Raw genomic sequence first — 20638 nt, 5'->3', positions numbered from 1 at the left:
GGTTGATGAACAATGGAGAAAAGAATTTATGACAAGCAGACAGGGATTCACTACGAGCTGCAAGGCGATTATTATCTGCCGTGCCTGACTCTCCCCGAACAGCCAAAGGTTGAAATCAGCATTTGGGGAAAGCGGCATTTGCGGTACATCAAGCAGCACCACAAAATCCGCTATACCAATCTGCTGACGAGCTGCAAGCTCAACGCCTACCTTGCCGACATTAACGAGCAGGCAGAGGATATGTTCTTTCGGTTAGTAAAACAACTCGCCGAAAAGGAAGGTATAACCGAACAACTCAAAGCGGAAAACCAAATGCTGTGGGTTGCAAGGATGAACAATATCCGCAACCGAGCAACAGAGATTGTCAACGCAGAATTGATTTATAGCTGATAAGTATAGCCGCAGGGAGGAATAATACTCAGCCCTGCGGCTGAAACATTGTCAAGCGCTTGTGATTATGGTATAATTACGTTATTACCATCATCTTAACAAAAAAACACTTGTTTTAGGAGATTATCAAGACCCGACACACGTGTCTACCGCATAAAAACGGCATTTTCTCACTTTATGTCGTGTTCAAAAGCTGCGGTTTGAGTTATGATTTGTGTCAGGAAAGGAGAACAACCGTATGGATCAAAAAAGAATCGGCTCATTCTTACGGGAGCTGAGAACAGAAAAAGGCTTGACGCAGGAACAGCTCGCCGAAAAACTGAACGTTTCGGGCAGGACTGTGTCACGCTGGGAAAACGGCAACAATATGCCCGACTTATCAATCATTGTTGAGCTTGCAGATTTTTACGACATTGATATACGCGAGCTTCTTAACGGAGAAAGGAAAAGTGAGGAAATGAACGAAGAATTAAAAGAAACAACTTTAAAAATGGCAGACTATGCAGAAGCAGAAAAGCAATTACTGACTAAAAGATTATGTATAATCAGTTTAATTGGATTGATTTCACTTTTAACTGCATTGGTGTTTGTCGGACTAAAATTTGAGCAAATAAATCCTTTGCTTGAATGTATAGAATATACATGCTTTGGTCTTGCTGTTGGAGCATTGATTACAGGTATTTTCTTTTCCACAGGTGTGCTCGCTAAGATCAGAAACAATCCGAAAGGAAGAAGATTTGCTAAATCAATCGGTATTATTGCCGCTATAATAACAATTATATGTGTAGTAATATGCGCTGTTTTATCAATTAAATAACAAGTAATAAAGATACGAATAAAATATACTAATCCTATTGAAAACAAAGCTAAAATGCGATATAATAGCTGTACAGAAAAGTTTATCCAACACGGCTAAATCCTCTCGCTGTTATCAACGCTGATAACAAAATGATAACAAGAGGGGATATAGGCAGGAGAATATGGATATATCAAATAATCAAAAGTACCACAGATAGCACAGATAATAATTCATACACAGATTTGTTTATGTGCTATCGAGTGGGAGTAATCTGCAATTCAATATGTATTATCTGTAATAGCAGGCAGTGTTAAAGCTGTCTGCTATTATTCTTATTATCCACAACCGAACAGCTTAAAGCAGAAAACCAAATGCTGTGGGTGAAGCGTATGAACAATATCCGTAACCGTGCAACGGAAATTGTTAATGCAGAGTTGATTTATGTATAATAAAATCGAGCGAAGGTGAATTATTCATCTTCGCTCGATTATTTTTTTATTCGTTCATAATTTGTTTTAACGGTATTTTTTTCATTGACTGACCATAAGCAAACATAACGCCTTCATATACAACGACAAAAACAGCAAGCGTTATGAAAAACATCAGAAAATCAAACTCATATTCGGGAACACCCTCGACGCCAGCAAAAACAATGTCAACCATAATTCTCAACAAAGCATACTGATACACGGAACCGATGATAAAGCCGATATACGCCGCCGGGCGGTAGCCGTCGAGAACAGAACGCTTGCAATCAGCACTATCATAGCCGAATACACGCATCATAGCAATATTCTTTTGGTTGGAGCGAATGACAGTGGTCACGGCAATATACAGCGTGGTAAACGCCAGAACAACGCCGATAATCAACATCATCAAGCCCATCATTTCACTTGATAAATCCTTCATACTTGCCGACATTTGTATCATAGCCGAGAAGCAGAACGAGGAAAAGGCGATGAAGAACACCAAGGTTTTGCGGCTTCTTAACACAGAGCTCCTCATTTCGGCGACAAAAGTCTTTTTATCTTTTGTGTTTTTGGTTTTCCCCTTTACCTTTACAATACCCTTCAATAGATTGACGCAAGGCTGGCGAAGCTTTAACAGGCTGTTGCATACTGCAATCAAAGCAAAGACCAAAGTGGGAGCAATCACCAGCAGGACGAATAATATCCAATGATAACCAATAGAAAGCTCCGGCAAATAACCGTCTTTATTTTGTAACTCATAAAACTGCGGCATTAACGCAAATGACAGCAAATAACCGACGAAACAGCCAAGGAATACACTCAAGCCGAAAACAGAAAAACCCTTGGCAATTTTGAAATCAGAATAACCGAGAGCCTTTAATATCCCGATTTCCTTTGAATGGCTGTCTATGTAATGCTTGATATAGAAGAACAGCATCACAACGGTAGTGATTGCCAAGCAGCCGCCGCTGACGGCGCAAACGACTTTTGAAGTCATAATCTGTGCGTCGTAGAACATCTGCGCGTAGGGGTTGTCAATCAAACCTGCTATCGCAGTTAAATCCAAATAATAGTTTAAAAACATATTGCAGACGGTTACCGCACAGCAGGTCATAATGGAAATTCCGAACAACTTTACGCTGTCCTTGATACTGACAATCATACCGTCACCACCCGATCTCGTAAGCCGTCTTTTTATCCGTGTTTTCGGTAACGCTGACGATTTTGCCGCTGTTCATCTTAATGATTCTGTCGGCGGTTTCGGCTATATTGCTGTTGTGCGTTACCATAATCATCGTAAAGCCCTGTTCCTCGTGCAGCCTGATGATATAGTTAAGTATCTGTCTGCCTGTTTCTTCGTCTAATGCTCCTGTCGGCTCGTCAAGAAAAAGTACCTTCGGATTCTTTGCGAGCGCTCTTGCTATCGCTACACGCTGTTGTTCGCCGCCGCTGAGTTCTGATGGGAATTTTCTGCGCTTATCGGATAAGCCGACCGCTTCGATATATTTCAGATAATCCTTGTTATTGTCGAGGTCAGCGCCCAGCCTTACATTCTTTTCTACATTTAGATGTGGGAGCAAATAGTATTGCTGAAAGATATAAGCCGTGTTCTCACGTCGGAATTTCGTCAGATCCTTTTCGCTCATATTGCCGAGTTCTTGGCTGTCATAAGCAACACAACCGCCGTCCGGAGTTTCCAAGCCCGAAATGACATTGAGAAAAGTGGATTTTCCCGAACCTGAAGCGCCGAGTATGACGATAAACTCACCATCATTAATGCGAACGGAAACACCATCCAGCGCTATAAAGCGACTTTCGGCTTTTCCGTAATATTTTGTTAAATCATTTATCTCTATCATTATGATTTTCCTTTCAGTCTTTCTGTCAGCAATGCTTTGAAAACTTCCGTCAGCATTATGCCGATCTCAACTTCCGTAAAGCGACACATAGATGTTGCGCAGAGGGTGGCAATGCCGTGAGAATATATCCATAGGTGTCGGTACAATATAACAGCGTCATCTGCCGATACAGGATATTCATCGGTAATTGATTTTAAAATATCGGTATAGTTGTCATCAATTTCGGGGAGTATTCTATTTACGCCTATATTACCGGATGTTTTTCGCATAAACAAAAGTTGAAACAGCTTCGGCTCATTTATTGCAAACTGAATATATGACTGACCAACGCCCTTAAAGGCAGGGGTTTGCTGTAATCCTTGCTCAACATATTCGGAATAGATCTCACGAGCTTTTGTTTCAATTCCGTTAAGCACCTCGCCCATATTATCAAAAACGGTAAATATCGGTCTTGCCGAGCTGCCAAGATAATTGCCGATTTCTCTTGCAGTAACGGCAGAAATGTCACGCTCACGCAGGATCGCTAAGCCTGCACCGATGATTTCTTCTTTTGTAAATTTCGCTTTAGGGGGCATAATAAGCTCCTTTCAAAAACAATCGTTTTATAACGTTTGTTTTATTATAAAGTATAATAATCGTTTTGTCAATAGCTGGATTTGTAACGCCCAAACTCGCAAAGCAATGATATTACCTTACATTCTCCAAAACGCTACCCGAAGTGCGCATAAACAGTGCCTTTTGAAACCTAAAAGCGTTACACTATTTCGATTTAGTCAGAATATAAAATTACAAACGATTTATCGCTTTAAAGTATTGATTTTACATCTCGTTTCTGTTATAATGATTACAGTACCATTGATACTGTTTTGATACTGTTATAGTTTGAAGCCAAAAATAATAGGCAGAATAGCGGTAATAATGGTATCAAAAGAAGCGAACACTAAACTATTATGTTTAGTGTTAAAATGAATTAAGCGAGTGGGAATAACGAACAGTTTATTTGTATTATCTGTAATAACAGGCAGTGCTTTAGCTGTCTGTTATTATTTTTTTAATCCATAATCTTGCAATTAATATTGTTAATACAGGTTTGATTTATACCTGATCAGCATAGCTGTCAAGTGGGATAATTTCCTGCTAGGCGGCGTATTTTTTCAATTGTTTATCTTGACATATTCCACAAGCGGAATTATAATATATTCAATAAGTATAATATAAGGAGGAGCTGATTTGCTAAAACACGGAATACTCGGCTTACTGAACTACGGCAGTATGACGGGCTATGAAATCAATAAGGCGTTCAAGGATTCGTTGAGTTACTTCTGGAACGCCCAGACTAGTCAAATATATCGTGAATTGCAAACGATAAAGAAAAACGGATGGGCAACGGATAAAATTGTTGAACAAATCGGTAAGCCTGATAAAAAAGTTTTTACAATTACCGAAAGCGGCAGAACAGAGCTAAACCGATGGCTGGTGGAGGACAATACTGAATTCATTACCCGAATTCCTATCCTTATGAAAACGTTTTTCAGGGGTGAACGGAGTATTGACGAAAATATTGAATATTTTACGCAGCTTGCCAATATGGGAACGGATTTTCTGAGACAGTTTCAAAATGAGCCGCCTAAGGTTGCGGATTATTCCAAAAACCTGAAAAATCCAATGAACGCAATCTATTGGAAAATGACCGTCGAATTCGGTGCGATGTACATTCAGATGTACTTTGACTGGGTAAATAAATGCAAAAAAGAATTGGAGGAAATCAGGGATGAGCAGAAAAAAATACATAATACCGCTGATAATGCTGATAATTTTTGAAACGGTTGCAGTAACGTTATGGCTTACATTGGGAAATATATTCTATTTATTCAATTTCAGTTACATAGGACTGTCTGTTTCATTGGGAATCTTTTTGTATATCAAAAGATATAAGTATGCCAGAAGAATTACACAGCTCTTGGTAGGACTGTATATGCTTGTCTATTTGGGCATAATCAGTAATGAGAATATGCAAATAGAAGGCTTTTGGTACTACCTTTTTACGGGAGTATTTGAAGCTGCTACGATTCATTATGCTGTCGCCAAAATCTTCGGTCCTCTCATTTTCGGCAGAGGATGGTGCGGATACGCCTGTTGGACGGCTATGGTTCTGGATTTTCTGCCGTATAAAACGCCGCAGCAGCCGAGAAAAAAGCTCGGATGGATTCGTTATATCACTTTTGCCGCATCATTTGCTTTTGTAGCCTCGCTGTTCCTAGCGAATGTCGGGAATATGGAAAGAATAATGTTTTGGGCTTTTATTATCGGAAATATTCTGTATTATGCGGTCGGAATCATCCTGGCGTTTGCTTTTAAGGATAACCGCGCGTTTTGTAAGTATATCTGCCCTATAACGGTTTTTTTAAAGCCCATGAGCTACTTTTCGCTCTTCAGAATCAAGTGTGATAAAAGCAAATGCGTATCCTGCGGAAAGTGCAAAAAGGTATGTCCGATGGAAGTGGATATGACAGATAACTCCAGAAAACGCAAAAACGGAACCGAGTGTATTCTTTGTTTTGAATGTACTAAAGCCTGCCCGAAAAAAGCACTGTGAACACAACATAAACAGTGCCTTTTGAAGTTTAAAAGCGTTACACTATTTCGATTGCGATGAAGATTCGAATAATGCGAAAATCCTATTGAAAACAACGCTAAAATGCTATATAATAGCCGTACAGAAAAGTTTATCCAACACAGCTAAATCCTCTCGCTGTTATCAACGCTGATAACAAAATGATAACAAGAGGGGATATAGGCAGGAGAATATGGATATATCAAATAATCAAAAGTACCACAGATAGCACAGATAATAATTCATACACAGATTTGTTTATGTGCTATCGAATGGGAATGAGTTGCAAAGCGGCTCAACTATGATCGCACAAGCGTTCATATCATAACTGACGCATCAGCGTCATCATAACTCTAAACTGTAAACTAAATTGCCGCCAAGCGGGATAACCTTCTGCTTGGCGGCTTTTTCTTGAAATTGACAAAATACAAAGAATACGCTATAATACAACAGACAGGAGGGCTGCGTTTTGAAAAGATATGTTATTGCCGTATAAGCATTGGCTATTCGGTATCGTTTGAATATTTTATAGCCATTGCTTACCCTAAAGCATTTCAATTTTTAGGAGGCAACAATGAGCTATATCAAGGCAGACGATGTGCTGCCGCAGAACATTATTAAAATCATTCAGCAATACATTGACGGGGAAAATATTTATATTCCCAAGAAGGACGGCTCCCGCGTCGATTGGGGAGCGAAAACAGGCGTTAAAAAAGAGTTGCGCCGACGAAACGCTTTGATTTATCGGGAATACCTTGACGGCGAGACAGTTTCGGTATTGGCAAGTCGGTATTACCTTTCCGATAAATCCATTCAGCGCATTATCCGTGAAATGAAAATTTGTGAGTCTGCTTAGTGCAGGCTCATTCTTTTTTATAATGGTTTTCAAGGTTGATTTACAGCGGAATGTTTGATATGATGATGTCAGTAAATCGAAAGGGTGTTTACAATGGATAAATATAAATACATCACGCTTCGTGAGCGTCCGGAATTAAAGGATACAGCCGCCAAGTGGTTTTGTGAAAAATGGAACGTACCTGTTACCGCTTATCTCGAATGTATGGAGGATTATCTAAGCGGTAATACCGAATATGGCTGGTACCTATGCCTTGACGGAGATCAAATCATCGGCGGTTTGGGCGTTATTCAAAATGACTTTCACGAGAGAAAGGATTTATTTCCGAACGTTTGCGCCGTCTATACGGAAAGCGAATACCGAAAGCAGGGGATCGCAGGAAAGCTCTTGGATTTGGCGGTGGAGGATTTGCGGTCAAAGGGAATTTCGCCGGTTTATCTCGTGACCGACCACATCGGCTTTTATGAGCGATACGGCTGGGAATTCTTTTGTATGATTCAAGGCAGTGATCCCGAGCCGTCAAGAATGTATGTACACTCTTAAATGAAAGGATAACAATCGCTTCGCAAAAGGTAATGGAAAAATGCGGCTTTATTTTTGAATTCAAGGGTATTGATAATTACCAAGGCGAGCAAAAAGAGATCTGCCGCTATTGGTATGAAAGATAGTTTTTAAACCGGTAACGCCGTCAAGTGGGATAATCTCCTGCTTGGCGGCGGTTTGATGTGTATACAATATAAAGAATTAACTATCTCATAAAAATATCTACGACAATATGTAATATATACTTGACAATATGAAAACGATATGATACAATCATTTTACAGCAAGAGATATAAGCTTTTTCTGTAATAATTAATTAAAGGAGAGTTATTATGAATTTCAGTGTTTTATTACCGGTTATTATTGCCGCTGTTGCAGCTTTGATAGTTTTTATTGCCCGAATAACAAATAAGAATAAGGCAAGTTACGATGAACGGCAGACATTGGCGAGATATTCAGCATTTAGAACATCATTTATATTTTTACTGTTTTATTGCCTTATTTGCGCGACATTGTATATCCTTGATATAAAATGGAGCAACACAGCTGTACAAATGTTTCTCGGGTGTATACTATCCTTATCGTTATTTATCGCTTTGTGTATTTTGAAAGACGCTTATTTTTCAAACACACCAAAAAGAAATGTATCTTCCGTAATAACCTTTTTTCTTTTCGGAATAATGACTTTATACTATTTTATTTCAGGATTTGCTAAAGGAAACACACTTTTTATGGACGGACAAATTTCAACGCTCGCGATATATTTAATTTTTTCAATTTGTTTATTTGTCTTGGGAATAATAGCGTTAATAAAATTAATATTAGACAAGCGCAGGGTGGAGAATTAAATGAAAAATCTTAAACTAAAAAGCGCGCGTGCCGCTCTTGACCTTTCCCAACAGCAGCTTGCCGAAAAAGTGGGCGTCAGCCGTCAAACTATTAATGCTATCGAAAAAGGGGATTATAACCCGACAATCAAGCTGTGCGTTGCAATTTGCAGAGTGCTCGGAAAAACGCTTGATGATTTATTCTGGAATGAAATATAAGCCTTTATATTATTTTACAAGGAGACCACTATGATACCAAACGACCCTATGATTTTACTCAGCTTTATCAATACCAAGCTGCGTGACGAGTATAAGAGCCTTGATTTACTCTGCGATGATTTGCAGCTTGACAAGGCTGAGCTCGAAAGCAAGCTGTCAGGAATTGATTACACTTACAATCCCGAATTAAATCGCTTCGTTTAATCATACCAGCTTTTCGATATCTTCTTATTAAGCTCAATATAACCCCACGACAAAAAATACGCTCCTGCGTAAATTATCACTCCTGCAAGCAAAATATACCACAGCGGTCGTGTATTTACCTCTAAAAACGAGTACGGGATTTCACTTTGCGGAATAACTCCCCATAGTATCAGGCTAACTATAATCACCGAGTAAATTGTAATCAATGCCGAGCCGTTAAAGCGCATAATCGGCTTGATTTTTTCGCTTGGCGGCTCTGCAATCAAGAACGATACTATCGTTAATATCGGAATTATTACATGCATATTAAAGGAATCGTACTTTAATATATTCGGCTTGTCGGGGATAAAGGGGAAGAGCGACATTAAAATTACAATAGCGATTATACTTTCGGTAACAACGGATGTCAAGCGCAAAAAGTAGAACTTCTCGAGCTTGATATCCTCGCCCTTAATTATCTCGGCAAGGCTGATAACAGCCGTAATCAGCGAGATAATTGATGTAAAAACCGTGCCGTTAATCGTCATAAACCTGAAATCCGACAAAAAATCCCAGTTCATATCCCTTACAACGGAAATAAAAAACGAGCAAAAGCCCAAAACCGAGATTGTTAAACTGATTAAAATATTAAGCTGTTTTTTATATTTGAAACGGTAAACCTTGTACTCTATGTTTTCGGCTGACGATACTGCGTTCATAAATCTGCTCCTAAATCGTTATCACATATTAATGATTTGCAAAATCAAATAATCTATTCATAATAAAAAGTGCCATTCCCGAATTAACAGGAATGACACTTTTGTTTTATGTATTATTGAATTATAGTTGTTCCTTAATTGCGGCTAAAAGCTCGTCATAGGTTTCAAAAGCAGGGAGGTCGGGGTTGTCCTTCTTGATTGAGTCAGGGCTCTTGAACAAAAATCCTGCCTTGCTTGCTCTGATCATACCGAGGTCGTTAAAGCTGTCACCGCTCGCGATAGTCTCAAAGCCGATTGACTGCAAAGCCTTAACCGTGGTGTACTTTGACTTTTCACAGCGCATCTTAAAGTCAGTAACCTCGCCGTTTTCCGCAACAACAAGCGAGTTGCAGAAGATTGTGGGATAACCGAGCTTTTTCATAAGCGGAGCGGCAAACTGAGTGAAGGTGTCACTGATGATGATAACCTGACAGAGCGACTTAAGCTCGTCCAAAAACTCCTTAGCGCCGGGCATTGGGTCGATAGTCGCGATAACGTCCTGGATTTCTTTAAGTCCGAGTCCGTGCTCCTTCAAAATGTTAAGTCTGTAGCGCATAAGCTTGTCGTAATCGGGCTCGTCACGGGTAGTCTTTTTAAGCTCGGGAATTCCCGAAGCCTCAGCAAATGCAATCCAAATCTCGGGAACAAGTACTCCCTCTAAATCCAAACATGTAATAACCATTTTAATCAATCCTTTCGCAAATCCAATATATCCTTATTTAGCGCTTTCGTCAATGCACTCGTCAAGCGCGTTGATAATCGCCTTTTTGTCCATTTTTCTGCCGATGAAAACAAGCTTGTTAATTCTGTCACCGTAAACAGGGTGCCAGGTTGCGGCAAGTTCGGGGTTCATAGCGAGAATTTCCTTGCGTTCTTTTTCGGGGAATGCCGCAATCCAGTCTCCGTCATCGGTAGCGGTCTTTTGTTTACCGCTCTGCTCAAACACATAGGCGGTGTTGGGGTTCTCCTTAATCCAGAACAAGCCCTTTGCTCTGATAACCTCTTTAGGCCATTTTTCAAAAACAAACTGCTCGAATTTGCTCTTTACAAACGGCTTAACGTTCTGATACACAAAGGTGCCGATGCCGTATTCCTCGGCTTCGCCTTCCTCGTGATGATGGTGATGGTGGTGATGATGACCGTGGTGGTGTTCTTCTTCATCATGGTCGTGATGATGTTCATGATGCTCGTGCTCACGAACGTCATGGTCGTGATTGTGATGCTCGTGGTGTTCGTGATGTTCTTCCTTCTCTAAATCCTCGGAATTTTCACCCTCAAGTTCCATAGCCTTCATCCAGCCTGCGCTTGTAGCGGCTTTCTCAAAGTCAAAGCGATGGGTTTCGAGAATTTCAGAAACGTCAACCTTGCCGTAGTTGGTCTCTATAATCTTAGCCTCGGGCTGCAACGCTCTGATAACCTCGAGAACATCAGCCTTTTCCTGCTCGTTTACATCGTCAATCTTGTTGAGGATGATGGTTGTGCAGAATTCAATCTGCTGGATAAGCAGGTTTTCAATATCTTCCTCGTCAAGGTTTTCGTTAAGAAGGCTTGAACCCGAGCCGAACTCATCAGCCATTCTCTTTGCGTCAACAACGGTTGTAACATTGTCAAGGTACGCAACGGCAGGCAAGCCCTGAGATTGTCCGCTTCCGTCGAGCATACAAATTGAACCCGCGATAGGGCCGGGCTCGCAAATTCCCGAAGCCTCAATCAAAATATAGTCAAATCTGCCTGACCCGGCAAGCTCGATAATCTGCTTCATCAAATCAACCTTAAGAGTACAGCAGATACAGCCGTTTGAGAGGGGAACGAGATTTTCGTCCTTCTGAGTAACCGCGCCGCCCTTGGCAATAAGCGAAGCGTCAATGTTGACCTCGCCAATGTCGTTAACGATAACGGCAACCTTGTAGCCTTCCTGATTTGCCAGCACGTGATTAAGCACTGTGGTTTTTCCTGCTCCGAGGTATCCTGTCAAAACAGATACCGGGATAAGCTTGTTTTTCTTTTGCATAATTACTCCTTCTTTTTATTTAACTTGTTTGTAAAAAATTGCGAATATATAATTGCCGAATCCTTAAACGGCCTGAAATGCGTTGAGCGGTTTTTGTCGATATAAACCGTTTCAATCGGTATTTCTCTGACATTTATAGCTTTTGTAAAGTCGAGCAGCATATTAATCTCGTACTCATAACGGCTGCCCTTGGCGTTGATTGCGATGTCAATCGAGCTGTCGGAAAAAGCCCTCAAACCCGTTTGGGTATCGTTAAGCCTTGCGCCTGTCGTGACTTTATAAAGAAAATTTGTAATCGAGTTACCGATTCTGCTCTTAATCGGGTCGTCTTTTTCAAGATTACGGCAGCCGATTACAACATCCCCCGGGTACTTTGCCGCATAGTTAAAAACGTTTATGACATCTTTAATTCTATGCTGACCGTCAGCGTCAACGGTTACAACAGTGTAGGGGAAAGCATAACTTGCCTTTATAAACCTTAGCCCCTTTTTAAGCGCGTTGCCTTTGCCTTTGTTTTTCTTGCAGCGGATAACCTTGGCGAATTCTTCTGCCTTATTAAAAACTTTATCGTATTCCGACTGACTTCCGTCGTCGATTACTATAACCGTAAAGTCACGGTTATGAAGTTCCTTTGTAATTTCAATCAGCGCTTCATCGGGCATATAAGCCGGAATTAGCGCAAGCTTTTTTCTGTTATCCATGGCAAGGCTCCTTTTAACGTTAACTTATATTTTATCAGTTATAAGTCCTTATGTCAAATGTTAAATTAGCTACTGCTAATTGCAACTGCGTATTGAGTGCGCACGAGCGATGGCTAAAAAAAGCGCACGCTTTTTTATATTAATTTACTTATAACAGCGTTAGATACCAAAAAACCTTTTGGCGTAAAGAATATGCGGTTTCCGTTTCTTTTCATTAAGCCTGCTTTAATATATTTATCAGCGGTTTTTATTAGGCTTTCGGGAATTTCCCTGCCGAATCGCTTTTTATATTCGTCAAAGTCAAGCCCCTGCGCAAGCCTTAATGACAGCATTATAAATTCTTCCTCGTCACCGCCTGTTCCGTCAACAGTAATTACATTATCGTTAAAGCTCTGCATATCGCGCTCATAAAAAAAGCGCTTTCCCTCAAAAAACGAATGTGCCGAAGGGCCTATGCCGATATACTCGTCAAGCTTCCAGTAGCCTGTGTTGTGCTTACTTTCAAAGCCGCTCTTGGCAAAGTTTGAGATTTCATACTGCTTATATCCGAGCCTATTTAGGTAATCTACTGCATATAAGTACATCTCAGCCTGCTTGTCATCGTCCGCAAAATCATATTTATTACGGTTAATATAAAACGGCGTGCCTTCCTCAATTTTAAGAATATAAGAGGATATATGCGTTACGCCGAGCTCCGCGCAGAAATCAATCAAGCTTTTAAGGCTTTGCTCGGTCTGGCAGGGAATACCGAGCATTAAATCGAGCGAAATATTGCTTATCCCTTCATTTTTTGCGTTATAAATTGTCTGCCTGACATCATCCGTGCTGTGAATTCTGCCGAGGAGCTTTAGCTCTTTTTCGTCACTGCTCTGCATACCGACGGATATTCTGTTAAAACCGCATTTGTAAAGCTTTTCAAAATCAAGGCTTTTGCCCGATTCGGGATTTACTTCAACGGTAATCTCGGCGTTATTATCAACGGAAAACTTTTGCTTAATAAACTCCAAAACTTCGCAAAGCCGATTATCACCGAGTACACTCGGCGTACCGCCGCCGAAATATACGCTTGATAAGGTCTTATCTGTCCTTTTGCTCCAGTATTCAATTTTATCCTTTAATTGCATTACATATTCATCATAAGCCTTTTCGTCAGCCTTGCCGCTGAAAAAGTCGCAGTAAGCGCATTTGCTCTTGCAAAACGGTATGTGAATGTAAAGTCGTAATTTTTCGCTCATAACTTACCCTAAAAATGACATAAATATTTGAGGCAGAAACTAAAAAGCTTCTGCCTCAAAGTTGGAAGGTATATGAAAAGATAGGAATAATCTGTCTTTTACAATAGTATATTACAATATTTTAATCTTTTTGTCAAGGTTTTGTATCAATTTATTTCAATATTTTTAATTTTTATTATTTTATCGGGTTTTTATTGACATATGGCATAGATTAATTGTAAAATAATAAAGTTGTAAATCAATTAAAAAGGGCTGATTTATTTAGTATGAGCACATATAAGGAAGAAATAGAAAAGCGCAGAACCTTTGCGATTATCTCGCACCCTGACGCAGGTAAAACAACACTTACCGAAAAACTCCTTCTGTACGGAGGAGCAATCAACCTTGCAGGTTCGGTAAAGGGTAAAAGAACCGCCAAACACGCGGTGTCCGACTGGATGGAGATTGAAAAGCAGAGAGGTATCTCTGTAACCTCATCCGTTTTGCAGTTCAAGTACAACGGCTACTGCATTAATATCCTCGATACCCCGGGACATGAGGATTTCTCCGAGGACACCTACCGCACTCTTATGGCGGCGGATTCAGCCGTAATGGTAATCGACGGCTCAAAGGGTGTTGAGAAGCAGACAATCAAGCTGTTTAAGGTCTGCGTAATGCGCAATATCCCGATTATTACCTTTATCAATAAAATGGATCGCGACGCTAAAAATTCATTCGACTTGCTCGAGGATATCGAAAACGTCCTCGGCATCAACACCTATCCCGTCAACTGGCCTATCGGCTCGGGCAAGGAGTTCAAGGGTGTATTTGACCGCAACTCGCGCAAAATTCTCGCCTTTACAGCCAACAACGGTCAAAAAGAGGTCGAGAAAAAGGAGCTTGCGCTTGACGATCCCGAGATTGATGATATCCTCGGTCAGTATCTAAAGCAGGACTTGCTCGATGAGATTGAGCTTCTCGACGGCGCAGGTGATGAATTTGACCTGGAAGCCGTAAGACAGGGTAAATTAACTCCCGTATTCTTTGGCTCGGCACTTACAAACTTCGGCGTAGAGCCGTTCTTGGAGCAGTTTCTACAGCTCACAACCTCGCCGCTGTCAAGGGAGACAATCAGCGAGGAAGTTGACCCGATGTCGGACGATTTCTCGGCATTCGTTTTCAAAATTCAGGCGAATATGAACAAGGCTCACCGCGACAGAATTGCCTTTATGAGAATTTGCAGCGGTAAATTTGAGAAGAATATGGAAGTTTTCCACGTTCAGGGCAACAAAAAGCTCCGCCTTTCACAGCCTCAGCAGATTATGGCGCAGGAGAGGGAGATTGTCGACGAAGCCTACGCAGGCGATATCATCGGCGTGTTCGATCCCGGCATTTTCTCAATCGGCGACACGCTATGCTCAGCCTCGCACAAGGTTCAATTTAAGGGAATTCCGACCTTTGCTCCCGAGCACTTCTGCCGCGTCCGCCAAAAGGACACTATGAAGCGCAAGCAGTTTATTAAGGGCACAAACCAGATTGCTCAGGAAGGCGCTATTCAGATTTTCCAAGAGCTAGACGCCGGCATGGAAGAGGTTATCGTCGGCGTAGTCGGTGTTTTGCAGTTTGACGTGCTCAAATACCGCCTTGAAAATGAGTATAACGTTGATATTATAATGGAAAAACTGCCATATGAATATATCCGCTGGATTGTCAACGAGGATATTGACCCCAAAAACCTTGACCTCGCTTCCGATACAAAGCGTATTCAGGACTTAAAGGGCAACCACCTTTTGCTTTTCACAAGCTACTGGAGCATTGACTGGGCGCTTGACCACAACAAAGGGCTTGAACTCAGGGAATTCGGTACAAACTAATGCTTTTTGATAAGTTGAAGGACTACGGAAAAAGCGGAGTTTATCCCTTCCATATGCCCGGTCACAAAAGGCAGAGCATTAACGGCGATTTGCCGTACGAAATTGACCTGACCGAGATTGACGGCTTTGATAATCTCCACAATCCGCACGGCTGTATTAAGGCTGTACAGGATAAGGCGCAATTATTGTACAACGCAAAACGCGCTTATATGCTTGTAAACGGCGCAACCTGCGGAATAATGTCCGCAATCGGCGCGCTCACAAGCAAGGGAGACAGGGTTCTTATTGCCAGAAACTGCCATATTTCCGTTTACAGAGCCGTTAAATTATTCGGTCTGAAGCCCGAGTATATTTTGCCTGAATATGCAGAGGAAAACGGAGTAAAGCTTCCTGTTTTCGGCTCGGTATTTCCTGAATTAATCGAAGATAAACTAACCCAAAATCCCGATATTTCTCTTGTTGTGCTGACTTCTCCGACATATGAGGGGGTAGTGTCGGATATTAAAAGCATTTCCGAAATCTGCAAAAAGCACGGCGCAAGGCTGTTTGTTGACGAGGCTCACGGCGCGCATTTCCCGTTTAACAAAGCTTTTCCCGAAAGCGCGGTTAAATGCGGAGCTGATATTTCGGTTGTAAGCCTTCACAAAACGCTTCCTTCATTAACTCAAACCGCCTTGCTCTTAACAAACGATACCGATTACGACAGCGCTCTGAGAGAACAGCTTGCTATATTCCAAACAAGCAGTCCGTCATATGTGCTGATGTCGTCAGTTGAAAGTTGTCTTGATTATATCTCGGAAAATTCAAGCGAGTTTGAAAGCTACATCAAGAGATTGTCTGAGTTTGAAAAAAGCGCAAAAGCCCTCAATAACTTAAAACTTATATTCAGAGAAGATAACAACGTTTACGCCTGCGACAGGGGAAAGCTTGTTGTTTCAACAATCAGGACAAGCATAAGCGGTACACAGCTTGCCGAAACGCTCAGAAACGATTATAAAATTGAAACTGAGATGTCGGCAGAGGATTACATCATAGCTATGACGTCCGTATGCGACACTGATGAAGGCTTCGAAAGGCTTATAAGCGCTTTAAAAGATATTGATAAAAGTATAGAAAAAGCCGAAAACTGCAAAAATCTCAATATATTATCCTTACCGCAAAAGGCGTGTGAACCTTTTGAATGTACAGACAAAATCGGCAAAGTTCTTGATATAACAGATTGCAACGGCAAAATATCGCTTGAAGATGTCTTTGCCTATCCGCCCGGAATTCCGCTTATAGTGTCGGGTGAAATTGTCACAGACGATATTATAAATCAAGTAAAAACTCTTGCAGATAATAACATATCCGCTCAGTCAACGCTCGGCAACGCACCGCATAAACTGAAAGTTGATGTTACCTAATCTGTTATCTTGACAAAAACAAGCGCATATGATAGAATTTAAGTATAAATTTTGAAGGAGATTGATTTCCATGAAAAGAATCAAAACTATCGAGACACGCGACCTTAAAAAGAGCGTAAAGACAGGCGGCTGCGGCGAGTGCCAGACCTCTTGCCAGTCAGCTTGCAAGACTTCATGCGGCGTTGCTAACCAGCAGTGCGAAAAGTGTCTTGAGAAATAATTTTTCTTAAAACTAAAAGGATTTTACGCCGTTATTCAATTATGGGTAACGGCTTTCCTTTTACGTATAGGGGTAAATTCATATGATACATCAGTACAAACTTAACGGCTACAACATCGTGCTCGACGTCAACAGCGGAAGCGTTCACCTTGTTGACGAGCTCGCCTATGATATTATAGAAATGTATGAAAATTCGGATAAAGCCGAGATTATCTCCGCAATGCTCGACAAGTACGGGGACAATCCCGAGATTACCGAGCAGGAAATTTGTGATTGCATTGAAGATGTAGATGAGCTTAAGCAAAACGGCAGGCTCTTTACCGAGGATAAGTATGAAAACCTCGCGTTTGACTTCAAAAAGCGCAACACGGTTATTAAGGCGCTTTGTCTGCATATCGCGCACACCTGCAACCTCAACTGCGAATACTGCTTTGCAAGTCAGGGCAAATACCACGGCGAACGCGCTTTGATGAGCCTTGAAGTGGGCAAGAGGGCTATCGACTTTCTCATTGAAAACTCGGGCAGCAGAGTTAACCTCGAGGTCGATTTCTTCGGCGGAGAACCGCTGATGAACTTTGACGTTGTAAAGGGAATTGTCGCCTACGCGAGAAGCATTGAAAAAGAGCATAACAAAAATTTCCGTTTCACCCTCACGACAAACGGTATGCTTGTTGACGACGACGTTATTGAGTTTGCGAACAAAGAGTGCCACAACGTTGTACTCAGCCTTGACGGACGAAAGGAAATTCACGACAATCTCCGCAAGACAATCAACGGTAAGGGCAGCTATGACGTTATCGTTCCTAAATTTCAGGAGTTCGTTAAAAAACGCGGCAACCGCGGCTACTACGTCCGCGGAACGTTTACTCACAACAACACCGACTTTACAAACGACATTTTCCATATGGCGGATTTGGGCTTTACCGAGCTTTCGATGGAGCCTGTTGTCTGCGCTCCCGACGACCCATACGCGCTTACATATGACGATTTGCCTGTGCTCTTTGAACAGTACGAGATACTCGCAAAAGAGATGTTAAAGCGCGAAAAAGAGGGCAGACCGATAACGTTCTATCACTATATGATTGACCTGACGGGCGGCCCTTGCATTTACAAGAGGATTTCGGGCTGCGGTTCGGGTACGGAGTATATGGCGGTAACGCCTTGGGGAGATTTGTACCCATGCCACCAGTTTGTAGGCGACGATAAATACAAGCTTGGCGATATTTACAACGGCGTGGATAATTTTGAAATCCAAAACGAATTCAAACTCTGCAACGCCTATGCAAGAGAAGAATGTAAAACCTGCTGGGCAAGGCTGTATTGCAGCGGCGGCTGTGCTGCTAACGCATACCACGCCACCGGCTCAATCAGCGGAGTTTACAAATACGGCTGCGAGCTTTTCAAAAAGCGTATGGAATGTGCAATTATGATGAAAGCTGCTCAGGCGGAAGAAGAATAAAGACAACGGACGGCGTAAAAACCGTCCGTTTTTTACTGTACGAGAGACTGCCTAAATAAAAATTCTCATTATATTAGCCGTAACCGCGCAGAGGATAACGCCTGTAACGGTCGGTATCAGCATTGACAGCAACGTGTATTTTGGGCTTTTTGTCTCCTTTTTAATCGTCAGGCAGGTTGTCGAGCACGGAAAGTGCATAACCGTCATAATTATCATACACACAGCCGTGATAATTCCCCAACCGTTTTGACTGAGTATAGAATACAGCTCGTTGTAGCCAGTAAATTCGCTCAAAACACCGCTTGCCGAGTACGACATAATAATTATCGGAATTACCGTTTCGTTAGCGGGAAAGCCCAAAATAAACGCCATTAAAATCACTCCGTCAAGCCCGATGAACCTTCCAAACGGGTCGAGGAAGCTTATGCAATGCTGCAAAATTGAGCTGTTTCCGATATTTATATTTGCGAACAGCCAAATCACCGCTCCTGCAGGCGCGGCTACCGCCACGGCTCTGCCCAATACAAAAATCGTCCTGTCGAGGATTGAGCGCACAAGCGTTCTGCATAGCTGCGGCTTGCGATAGGGCGGAAGCTCCAAAATAAATCCTGACGAGCTTTTCTCTTTAAGCGCCTTAGAAAGAAGTTTTGACACAATCAAAGTCACCGCACAGCAGAGAATAATAATCAAAACGAGTATCAACGCCGTTTCCGCCGAGCTCCAAAGTTCGGGCAGTGAGCTTGTAAAGAAAATCGTAATTACGGCAATCAGTATCGGAAACCGTCCGTTACACGGCATAAAGTTATTTGTTAGAATTGCGATCAATCTTTCCTTAGGGCTTTCGATTATCCTGCAGCCCGTCACTCCGCAGGCGTTACAGCCGATACCCATAGCCATTGTGAGGCTCTGCTTGCCGTGAGCGCCGTTTTTACAAAAGAATTTATCGAGGTTAAACGCAATCCTCGGCAGATACCCCGAGTCCTCAATAAGCGAGAATAACGGAAAAAATATAGCCATAGGCGGCAGCATAACCGACACTACCCACGACAAGGTTGTGTATATACCGTCAATTATTATTCCCTTAAGGAATATTGGCGCGTTTATAAAGTCGAAGAATTTATATAAAAGCTGCTTTATATAATCAAACAAGCTGCCTAAAAGCTCGCTCGGGTAATTTGCGCCTATTGCAGTTATCCAGAACAGCAAGGCAAATAAACCAAGCATAATCGGAATTCCGGTTGACTTTGAGGTAAGTATTTTATCGAGCTTTTCTGTCCGTCTGTCAACAGCCCTTTTGCTGTTTTTTACAACGCACTTCTCGCAAATTTGCTTGCTCAGCATATGAAGCAGCCTGTCGTCATTCGGAAAACTGATACAATTATCGCACTGTTTTTCTGCTGAACAAATATCATAAATTTTATTTTTCAGCTCTTTAAGGCTCTGCTTTTTTACCGCGCTCGTCTTTATAACAGGAACGCCAAGCTGATTTGACAGCTTTTCGGAATTTATATAAACACCGTTTTTATCGGCTTCATCACTGAGGTTAAGGCAGATAACGGCATTATTATGAAGTGAAAGAACTTCAAGCGCAAAGCGCAAATTCCGCTCTATGCGGTTGGAGTCGAGCGTAATAACCACACAGTCGGCGTTTCCGCTCATTAAAAACTCCTTGGCGAGTTTTTCTTCCTCGGAATAGGCGTTTAGTGAATACGTGCCGGGCAGGTCGGTAATCTCAAAGCGCTTATCCTTAATCTTAGCGTAGCCGCTTCCACATTCAACGGTCTTTCCCGTCCAGTTTCCTGTGTGACGGTTAAGCCCTGTCAGCGCGTTAAAAATAGTGCTTTTGCCTACGTTCGGATTTCCTGCAAGCGCTACGGTGTAATCAGCTTTCAGAGGTTTTTTCTGCATAATTCAGTCCCCGAAAATTACAGTTATTTTTTTGCAATCAGAATCCCTCAAGGCAATAGTCGCCTCGTTAATTCTGTAGGCTCTCGGCTCTCCGAGCGGACTTTTAAGTACAGGGCAAATATCATTTCCCTCGTAAAGCCCTAAATCACTCAGCCTGTTTTTTAGCTTATTATTGCAGTCAACTCGCACAACCTTTGCCGTCCTGCCGAGCGGCAGCAGGTTTAACTGTGTACTTCTCATACTATCACCGTTACATATTATGACTGCGTAAAACATTTGTGATTTTAATTGACTGTCAGCCGTTGACGTGGTATAATCAAAACAGAATCA

23 protein-coding genes and 1 pseudogene are annotated in these 20638 nt (G+C 41.8%); 14 read left to right on the top strand and 10 right to left on the bottom strand.

Annotated features, from left to right (window positions below):
* Positions 1–12: 12 nt before the first annotated feature.
* The 3 genes and pseudogenes from AB1I50_RS00975 to AB1I50_RS00965 form a co-directional block, all read left to right on the top strand.
* Positions 13–390 carry a TnpV protein gene (locus tag AB1I50_RS00975; RefSeq protein WP_407724358.1) on the top strand — a complete coding sequence of 126 codons (378 nt, stop codon included), beginning with the start codon at positions 13–15 and terminating at the stop codon, positions 388–390.
* Positions 391–628: 238 nt separating this feature from the next.
* Entirely contained in the window at positions 629–1207 is a 579-nt protein-coding gene (locus AB1I50_RS00970) for a helix-turn-helix domain-containing protein (protein WP_407724357.1), read from the top strand.
* 326 nt (positions 1208–1533) lie between these two features.
* Positions 1534–1638: pseudogene (locus AB1I50_RS00965) on the top strand (TnpV protein); the annotation flags it as partial.
* A 46-nt stretch (positions 1639–1684) separates the two neighbouring features.
* On the opposite strand, the gene AB1I50_RS00960 reads toward AB1I50_RS00965, so the two are convergent.
* Genes AB1I50_RS00960 through AB1I50_RS00950 form a run of 3 tightly spaced genes read right to left on the bottom strand, consistent with a single transcriptional unit; the run spans position 1685 to position 4093 of the window.
* The gene (locus AB1I50_RS00960; RefSeq protein ID WP_407724356.1) at positions 1685–2821 is read right to left on the bottom strand and encodes an FtsX-like permease family protein; all 1137 of its coding nucleotides are present in this window, start codon (positions 2819–2821) and stop codon (positions 1685–1687) included.
* Between the two features lie 4 nt (positions 2822–2825).
* Positions 2826–3518: an ABC transporter ATP-binding protein gene (locus AB1I50_RS00955; RefSeq protein WP_407724355.1), complete on the bottom strand. Its 693-nt coding sequence runs from the start codon at positions 3516–3518 to the stop codon at positions 2826–2828.
* The gene (locus AB1I50_RS00950; RefSeq protein WP_407724354.1) at positions 3518–4093 is read right to left on the bottom strand and encodes a TetR/AcrR family transcriptional regulator; all 576 of its coding nucleotides are present in this window, start codon (positions 4091–4093) and stop codon (positions 3518–3520) included. The genes AB1I50_RS00955 and AB1I50_RS00950 overlap by 1 nt, the downstream gene beginning before the upstream one ends.
* 655 nt (positions 4094–4748) lie before the next feature.
* On the opposite strand from AB1I50_RS00950, the gene AB1I50_RS00945 reads away from it, so the two are divergent.
* The 7 genes from AB1I50_RS00945 (at position 4749) to AB1I50_RS00915 (ending at position 8781) form a co-directional block, all read left to right on the top strand.
* Positions 4749–5339 (top strand): PadR family transcriptional regulator, encoded by a 591-nt coding sequence (locus AB1I50_RS00945; protein WP_407724353.1) that lies wholly within the window; start codon positions 4749–4751, stop codon positions 5337–5339.
* Positions 5290–6114 (top strand): 4Fe-4S binding protein, encoded by an 825-nt coding sequence (locus tag AB1I50_RS00940; protein WP_407724352.1) that lies wholly within the window; start codon positions 5290–5292, stop codon positions 6112–6114. Before AB1I50_RS00945 ends, AB1I50_RS00940 begins: the two co-directional genes overlap by 50 nt.
* A 592-nt stretch (positions 6115–6706) precedes the next feature.
* Complete coding sequence (locus AB1I50_RS00935) at positions 6707–6988, top strand: CD3324 family protein (RefSeq protein ID WP_092979154.1); 282 nt, start codon at positions 6707–6709, stop codon at positions 6986–6988.
* A 93-nt stretch (positions 6989–7081) separates the two neighbouring features.
* Entirely contained in the window at positions 7082–7531 is a 450-nt protein-coding gene (locus tag AB1I50_RS00930; protein ID WP_407724351.1) for a GNAT family N-acetyltransferase, read from the top strand.
* 332 nt (positions 7532–7863) lie between these two features.
* Complete coding sequence (locus tag AB1I50_RS00925) at positions 7864–8379, top strand: hypothetical protein (protein WP_407724350.1); 516 nt, start codon at positions 7864–7866, stop codon at positions 8377–8379.
* On the top strand, positions 8380–8577 hold the full coding sequence (locus tag AB1I50_RS00920; RefSeq protein WP_407724349.1) for a helix-turn-helix transcriptional regulator: 198 nt from the start codon (positions 8380–8382) through the stop codon (positions 8575–8577).
* Positions 8578–8607: 30 nt separating this feature from the next.
* Positions 8608–8781 carry a DUF4250 domain-containing protein gene (locus AB1I50_RS00915; RefSeq protein ID WP_407724348.1) on the top strand — a complete coding sequence of 58 codons (174 nt, stop codon included), beginning with the start codon at positions 8608–8610 and terminating at the stop codon, positions 8779–8781.
* Here AB1I50_RS00915 and AB1I50_RS00910 read toward each other — a convergent pair.
* From AB1I50_RS00910 to hemW, 5 genes are all read right to left on the bottom strand, one after another.
* Complete coding sequence (locus AB1I50_RS00910; RefSeq protein ID WP_407724347.1) at positions 8778–9479, bottom strand: hypothetical protein; 702 nt, start codon at positions 9477–9479, stop codon at positions 8778–8780. The two genes, AB1I50_RS00915 and AB1I50_RS00910, sit on opposite strands and share 4 nt — an antisense overlap.
* A 121-nt stretch (positions 9480–9600) precedes the next feature.
* Positions 9601–10200, bottom strand: coding sequence for a bifunctional phosphoserine phosphatase/homoserine phosphotransferase ThrH (thrH, locus tag AB1I50_RS00905; protein WP_407724346.1), 600 nt, complete (start codon positions 10198–10200; stop codon positions 9601–9603).
* Between the two features lie 33 nt (positions 10201–10233).
* Entirely contained in the window at positions 10234–11529 is a 1296-nt protein-coding gene (locus tag AB1I50_RS00900; protein ID WP_407724345.1) for a GTP-binding protein, read from the bottom strand.
* Between the two features lie 2 nt (positions 11530–11531).
* Positions 11532–12230 carry a glycosyltransferase family 2 protein gene (locus AB1I50_RS00895; RefSeq protein ID WP_407724344.1) on the bottom strand — a complete coding sequence of 233 codons (699 nt, stop codon included), beginning with the start codon at positions 12228–12230 and terminating at the stop codon, positions 11532–11534.
* Between the two features lie 134 nt (positions 12231–12364).
* Positions 12365–13465 carry a radical SAM family heme chaperone HemW gene (hemW, locus tag AB1I50_RS00890; protein ID WP_407724343.1) on the bottom strand — a complete coding sequence of 367 codons (1101 nt, stop codon included), beginning with the start codon at positions 13463–13465 and terminating at the stop codon, positions 12365–12367.
* A gap of 266 nt (positions 13466–13731) precedes the next feature.
* Between hemW and AB1I50_RS00885 the strand changes: the two genes are divergently transcribed.
* The 4 genes from AB1I50_RS00885 to scfB all read left to right on the top strand — a co-directional run bounded on the left by AB1I50_RS00885 (position 13732) and on the right by scfB (position 18400).
* The gene (locus AB1I50_RS00885; protein WP_407724342.1) at positions 13732–15318 is read left to right on the top strand and encodes a peptide chain release factor 3; all 1587 of its coding nucleotides are present in this window, start codon (positions 13732–13734) and stop codon (positions 15316–15318) included.
* Positions 15318–16721 (top strand): aminotransferase class I/II-fold pyridoxal phosphate-dependent enzyme, encoded by a 1404-nt coding sequence (locus tag AB1I50_RS00880; RefSeq protein WP_407724341.1) that lies wholly within the window; start codon positions 15318–15320, stop codon positions 16719–16721. The genes AB1I50_RS00885 and AB1I50_RS00880 overlap by 1 nt, the downstream gene beginning before the upstream one ends.
* 70 nt (positions 16722–16791) lie before the next feature.
* Complete coding sequence (gene scfA / locus AB1I50_RS00875) at positions 16792–16941, top strand: six-cysteine ranthipeptide SCIFF (RefSeq protein ID WP_407724340.1); 150 nt, start codon at positions 16792–16794, stop codon at positions 16939–16941.
* A gap of 82 nt (positions 16942–17023) precedes the next feature.
* A complete protein-coding gene (scfB, locus tag AB1I50_RS00870; protein WP_407724339.1) occupies positions 17024–18400 on the top strand; it encodes a thioether cross-link-forming SCIFF peptide maturase in 1377 nt (458 codons plus the stop codon).
* A 51-nt stretch (positions 18401–18451) separates the two neighbouring features.
* On the opposite strand, the gene AB1I50_RS00865 is transcribed toward scfB, so the two are convergent.
* Both AB1I50_RS00865 and AB1I50_RS00860 read right to left on the bottom strand, forming a co-directional pair.
* Positions 18452–20308 carry a ferrous iron transporter B gene (locus AB1I50_RS00865; RefSeq protein WP_407724338.1) on the bottom strand — a complete coding sequence of 619 codons (1857 nt, stop codon included), beginning with the start codon at positions 20306–20308 and terminating at the stop codon, positions 18452–18454.
* Between the two features lie 3 nt (positions 20309–20311).
* Positions 20312–20548 carry a FeoA family protein gene (locus tag AB1I50_RS00860; RefSeq protein WP_407724337.1) on the bottom strand — a complete coding sequence of 79 codons (237 nt, stop codon included), beginning with the start codon at positions 20546–20548 and terminating at the stop codon, positions 20312–20314.
* Positions 20549–20638: the final 90 nt, after the last annotated feature.

It is taken from the genome of Ruminococcus sp. NATIVEDY161 (assembly GCF_045819895.1).
GTDB lineage: Bacteria > Bacillota > Clostridia > Oscillospirales > Acutalibacteraceae > Ruminococcoides.
This window is presented reverse-complemented; position numbering and strand designations above follow the sequence as displayed.

What these genes read in the sequence shown, in the direction of transcription:
- AB1I50_RS00975 (WP_407724358.1), top strand. Translation starts at nt 13, where the DNA reads ATGGAGAAAAGAATTTATGACAAGCAGACAGGGATTCACTACGAGCTG.
- AB1I50_RS00970 (WP_407724357.1), top strand. Translation starts at nt 629, where the DNA reads ATGGATCAAAAAAGAATCGGCTCATTCTTACGGGAGCTGAGAACAGAA.
- AB1I50_RS00960 (WP_407724356.1), bottom strand. Translation starts at nt 2,821, where the DNA reads ATGATTGTCAGTATCAAGGACAGCGTAAAGTTGTTCGGAATTTCCATT.
- AB1I50_RS00955 (WP_407724355.1), bottom strand. Translation starts at nt 3,518, where the DNA reads ATGATAGAGATAAATGATTTAACAAAATATTACGGAAAAGCCGAAAGT.
- AB1I50_RS00950 (WP_407724354.1), bottom strand. Translation starts at nt 4,093, where the DNA reads ATGCCCCCTAAAGCGAAATTTACAAAAGAAGAAATCATCGGTGCAGGC.
- AB1I50_RS00940 (WP_407724352.1), top strand. Translation starts at nt 5,290, where the DNA reads ATGAGCAGAAAAAAATACATAATACCGCTGATAATGCTGATAATTTTT.
- AB1I50_RS00935 (WP_092979154.1), top strand. Translation starts at nt 6,707, where the DNA reads ATGAGCTATATCAAGGCAGACGATGTGCTGCCGCAGAACATTATTAAA.
- AB1I50_RS00930 (WP_407724351.1), top strand. Translation starts at nt 7,082, where the DNA reads ATGGATAAATATAAATACATCACGCTTCGTGAGCGTCCGGAATTAAAG.
- AB1I50_RS00925 (WP_407724350.1), top strand. Translation starts at nt 7,864, where the DNA reads ATGAATTTCAGTGTTTTATTACCGGTTATTATTGCCGCTGTTGCAGCT.
- AB1I50_RS00920 (WP_407724349.1), top strand. Translation starts at nt 8,380, where the DNA reads ATGAAAAATCTTAAACTAAAAAGCGCGCGTGCCGCTCTTGACCTTTCC.
- AB1I50_RS00915 (WP_407724348.1), top strand. Translation starts at nt 8,608, where the DNA reads ATGATACCAAACGACCCTATGATTTTACTCAGCTTTATCAATACCAAG.
- AB1I50_RS00910 (WP_407724347.1), bottom strand. Translation starts at nt 9,479, where the DNA reads ATGAACGCAGTATCGTCAGCCGAAAACATAGAGTACAAGGTTTACCGT.
- thrH (WP_407724346.1), bottom strand. Translation starts at nt 10,200, where the DNA reads ATGGTTATTACATGTTTGGATTTAGAGGGAGTACTTGTTCCCGAGATT.
- AB1I50_RS00900 (WP_407724345.1), bottom strand. Translation starts at nt 11,529, where the DNA reads ATGCAAAAGAAAAACAAGCTTATCCCGGTATCTGTTTTGACAGGATAC.
- AB1I50_RS00895 (WP_407724344.1), bottom strand. Translation starts at nt 12,230, where the DNA reads ATGGATAACAGAAAAAAGCTTGCGCTAATTCCGGCTTATATGCCCGAT.
- hemW (WP_407724343.1), bottom strand. Translation starts at nt 13,465, where the DNA reads ATGAGCGAAAAATTACGACTTTACATTCACATACCGTTTTGCAAGAGC.
- AB1I50_RS00885 (WP_407724342.1), top strand. Translation starts at nt 13,732, where the DNA reads ATGAGCACATATAAGGAAGAAATAGAAAAGCGCAGAACCTTTGCGATT.
- AB1I50_RS00880 (WP_407724341.1), top strand. Translation starts at nt 15,318, where the DNA reads ATGCTTTTTGATAAGTTGAAGGACTACGGAAAAAGCGGAGTTTATCCC.
- scfA (WP_407724340.1), top strand. Translation starts at nt 16,792, where the DNA reads ATGAAAAGAATCAAAACTATCGAGACACGCGACCTTAAAAAGAGCGTA.
- scfB (WP_407724339.1), top strand. Translation starts at nt 17,024, where the DNA reads ATGATACATCAGTACAAACTTAACGGCTACAACATCGTGCTCGACGTC.
- AB1I50_RS00865 (WP_407724338.1), bottom strand. Translation starts at nt 20,308, where the DNA reads ATGCAGAAAAAACCTCTGAAAGCTGATTACACCGTAGCGCTTGCAGGA.
- AB1I50_RS00860 (WP_407724337.1), bottom strand. Translation starts at nt 20,548, where the DNA reads ATGAGAAGTACACAGTTAAACCTGCTGCCGCTCGGCAGGACGGCAAAG.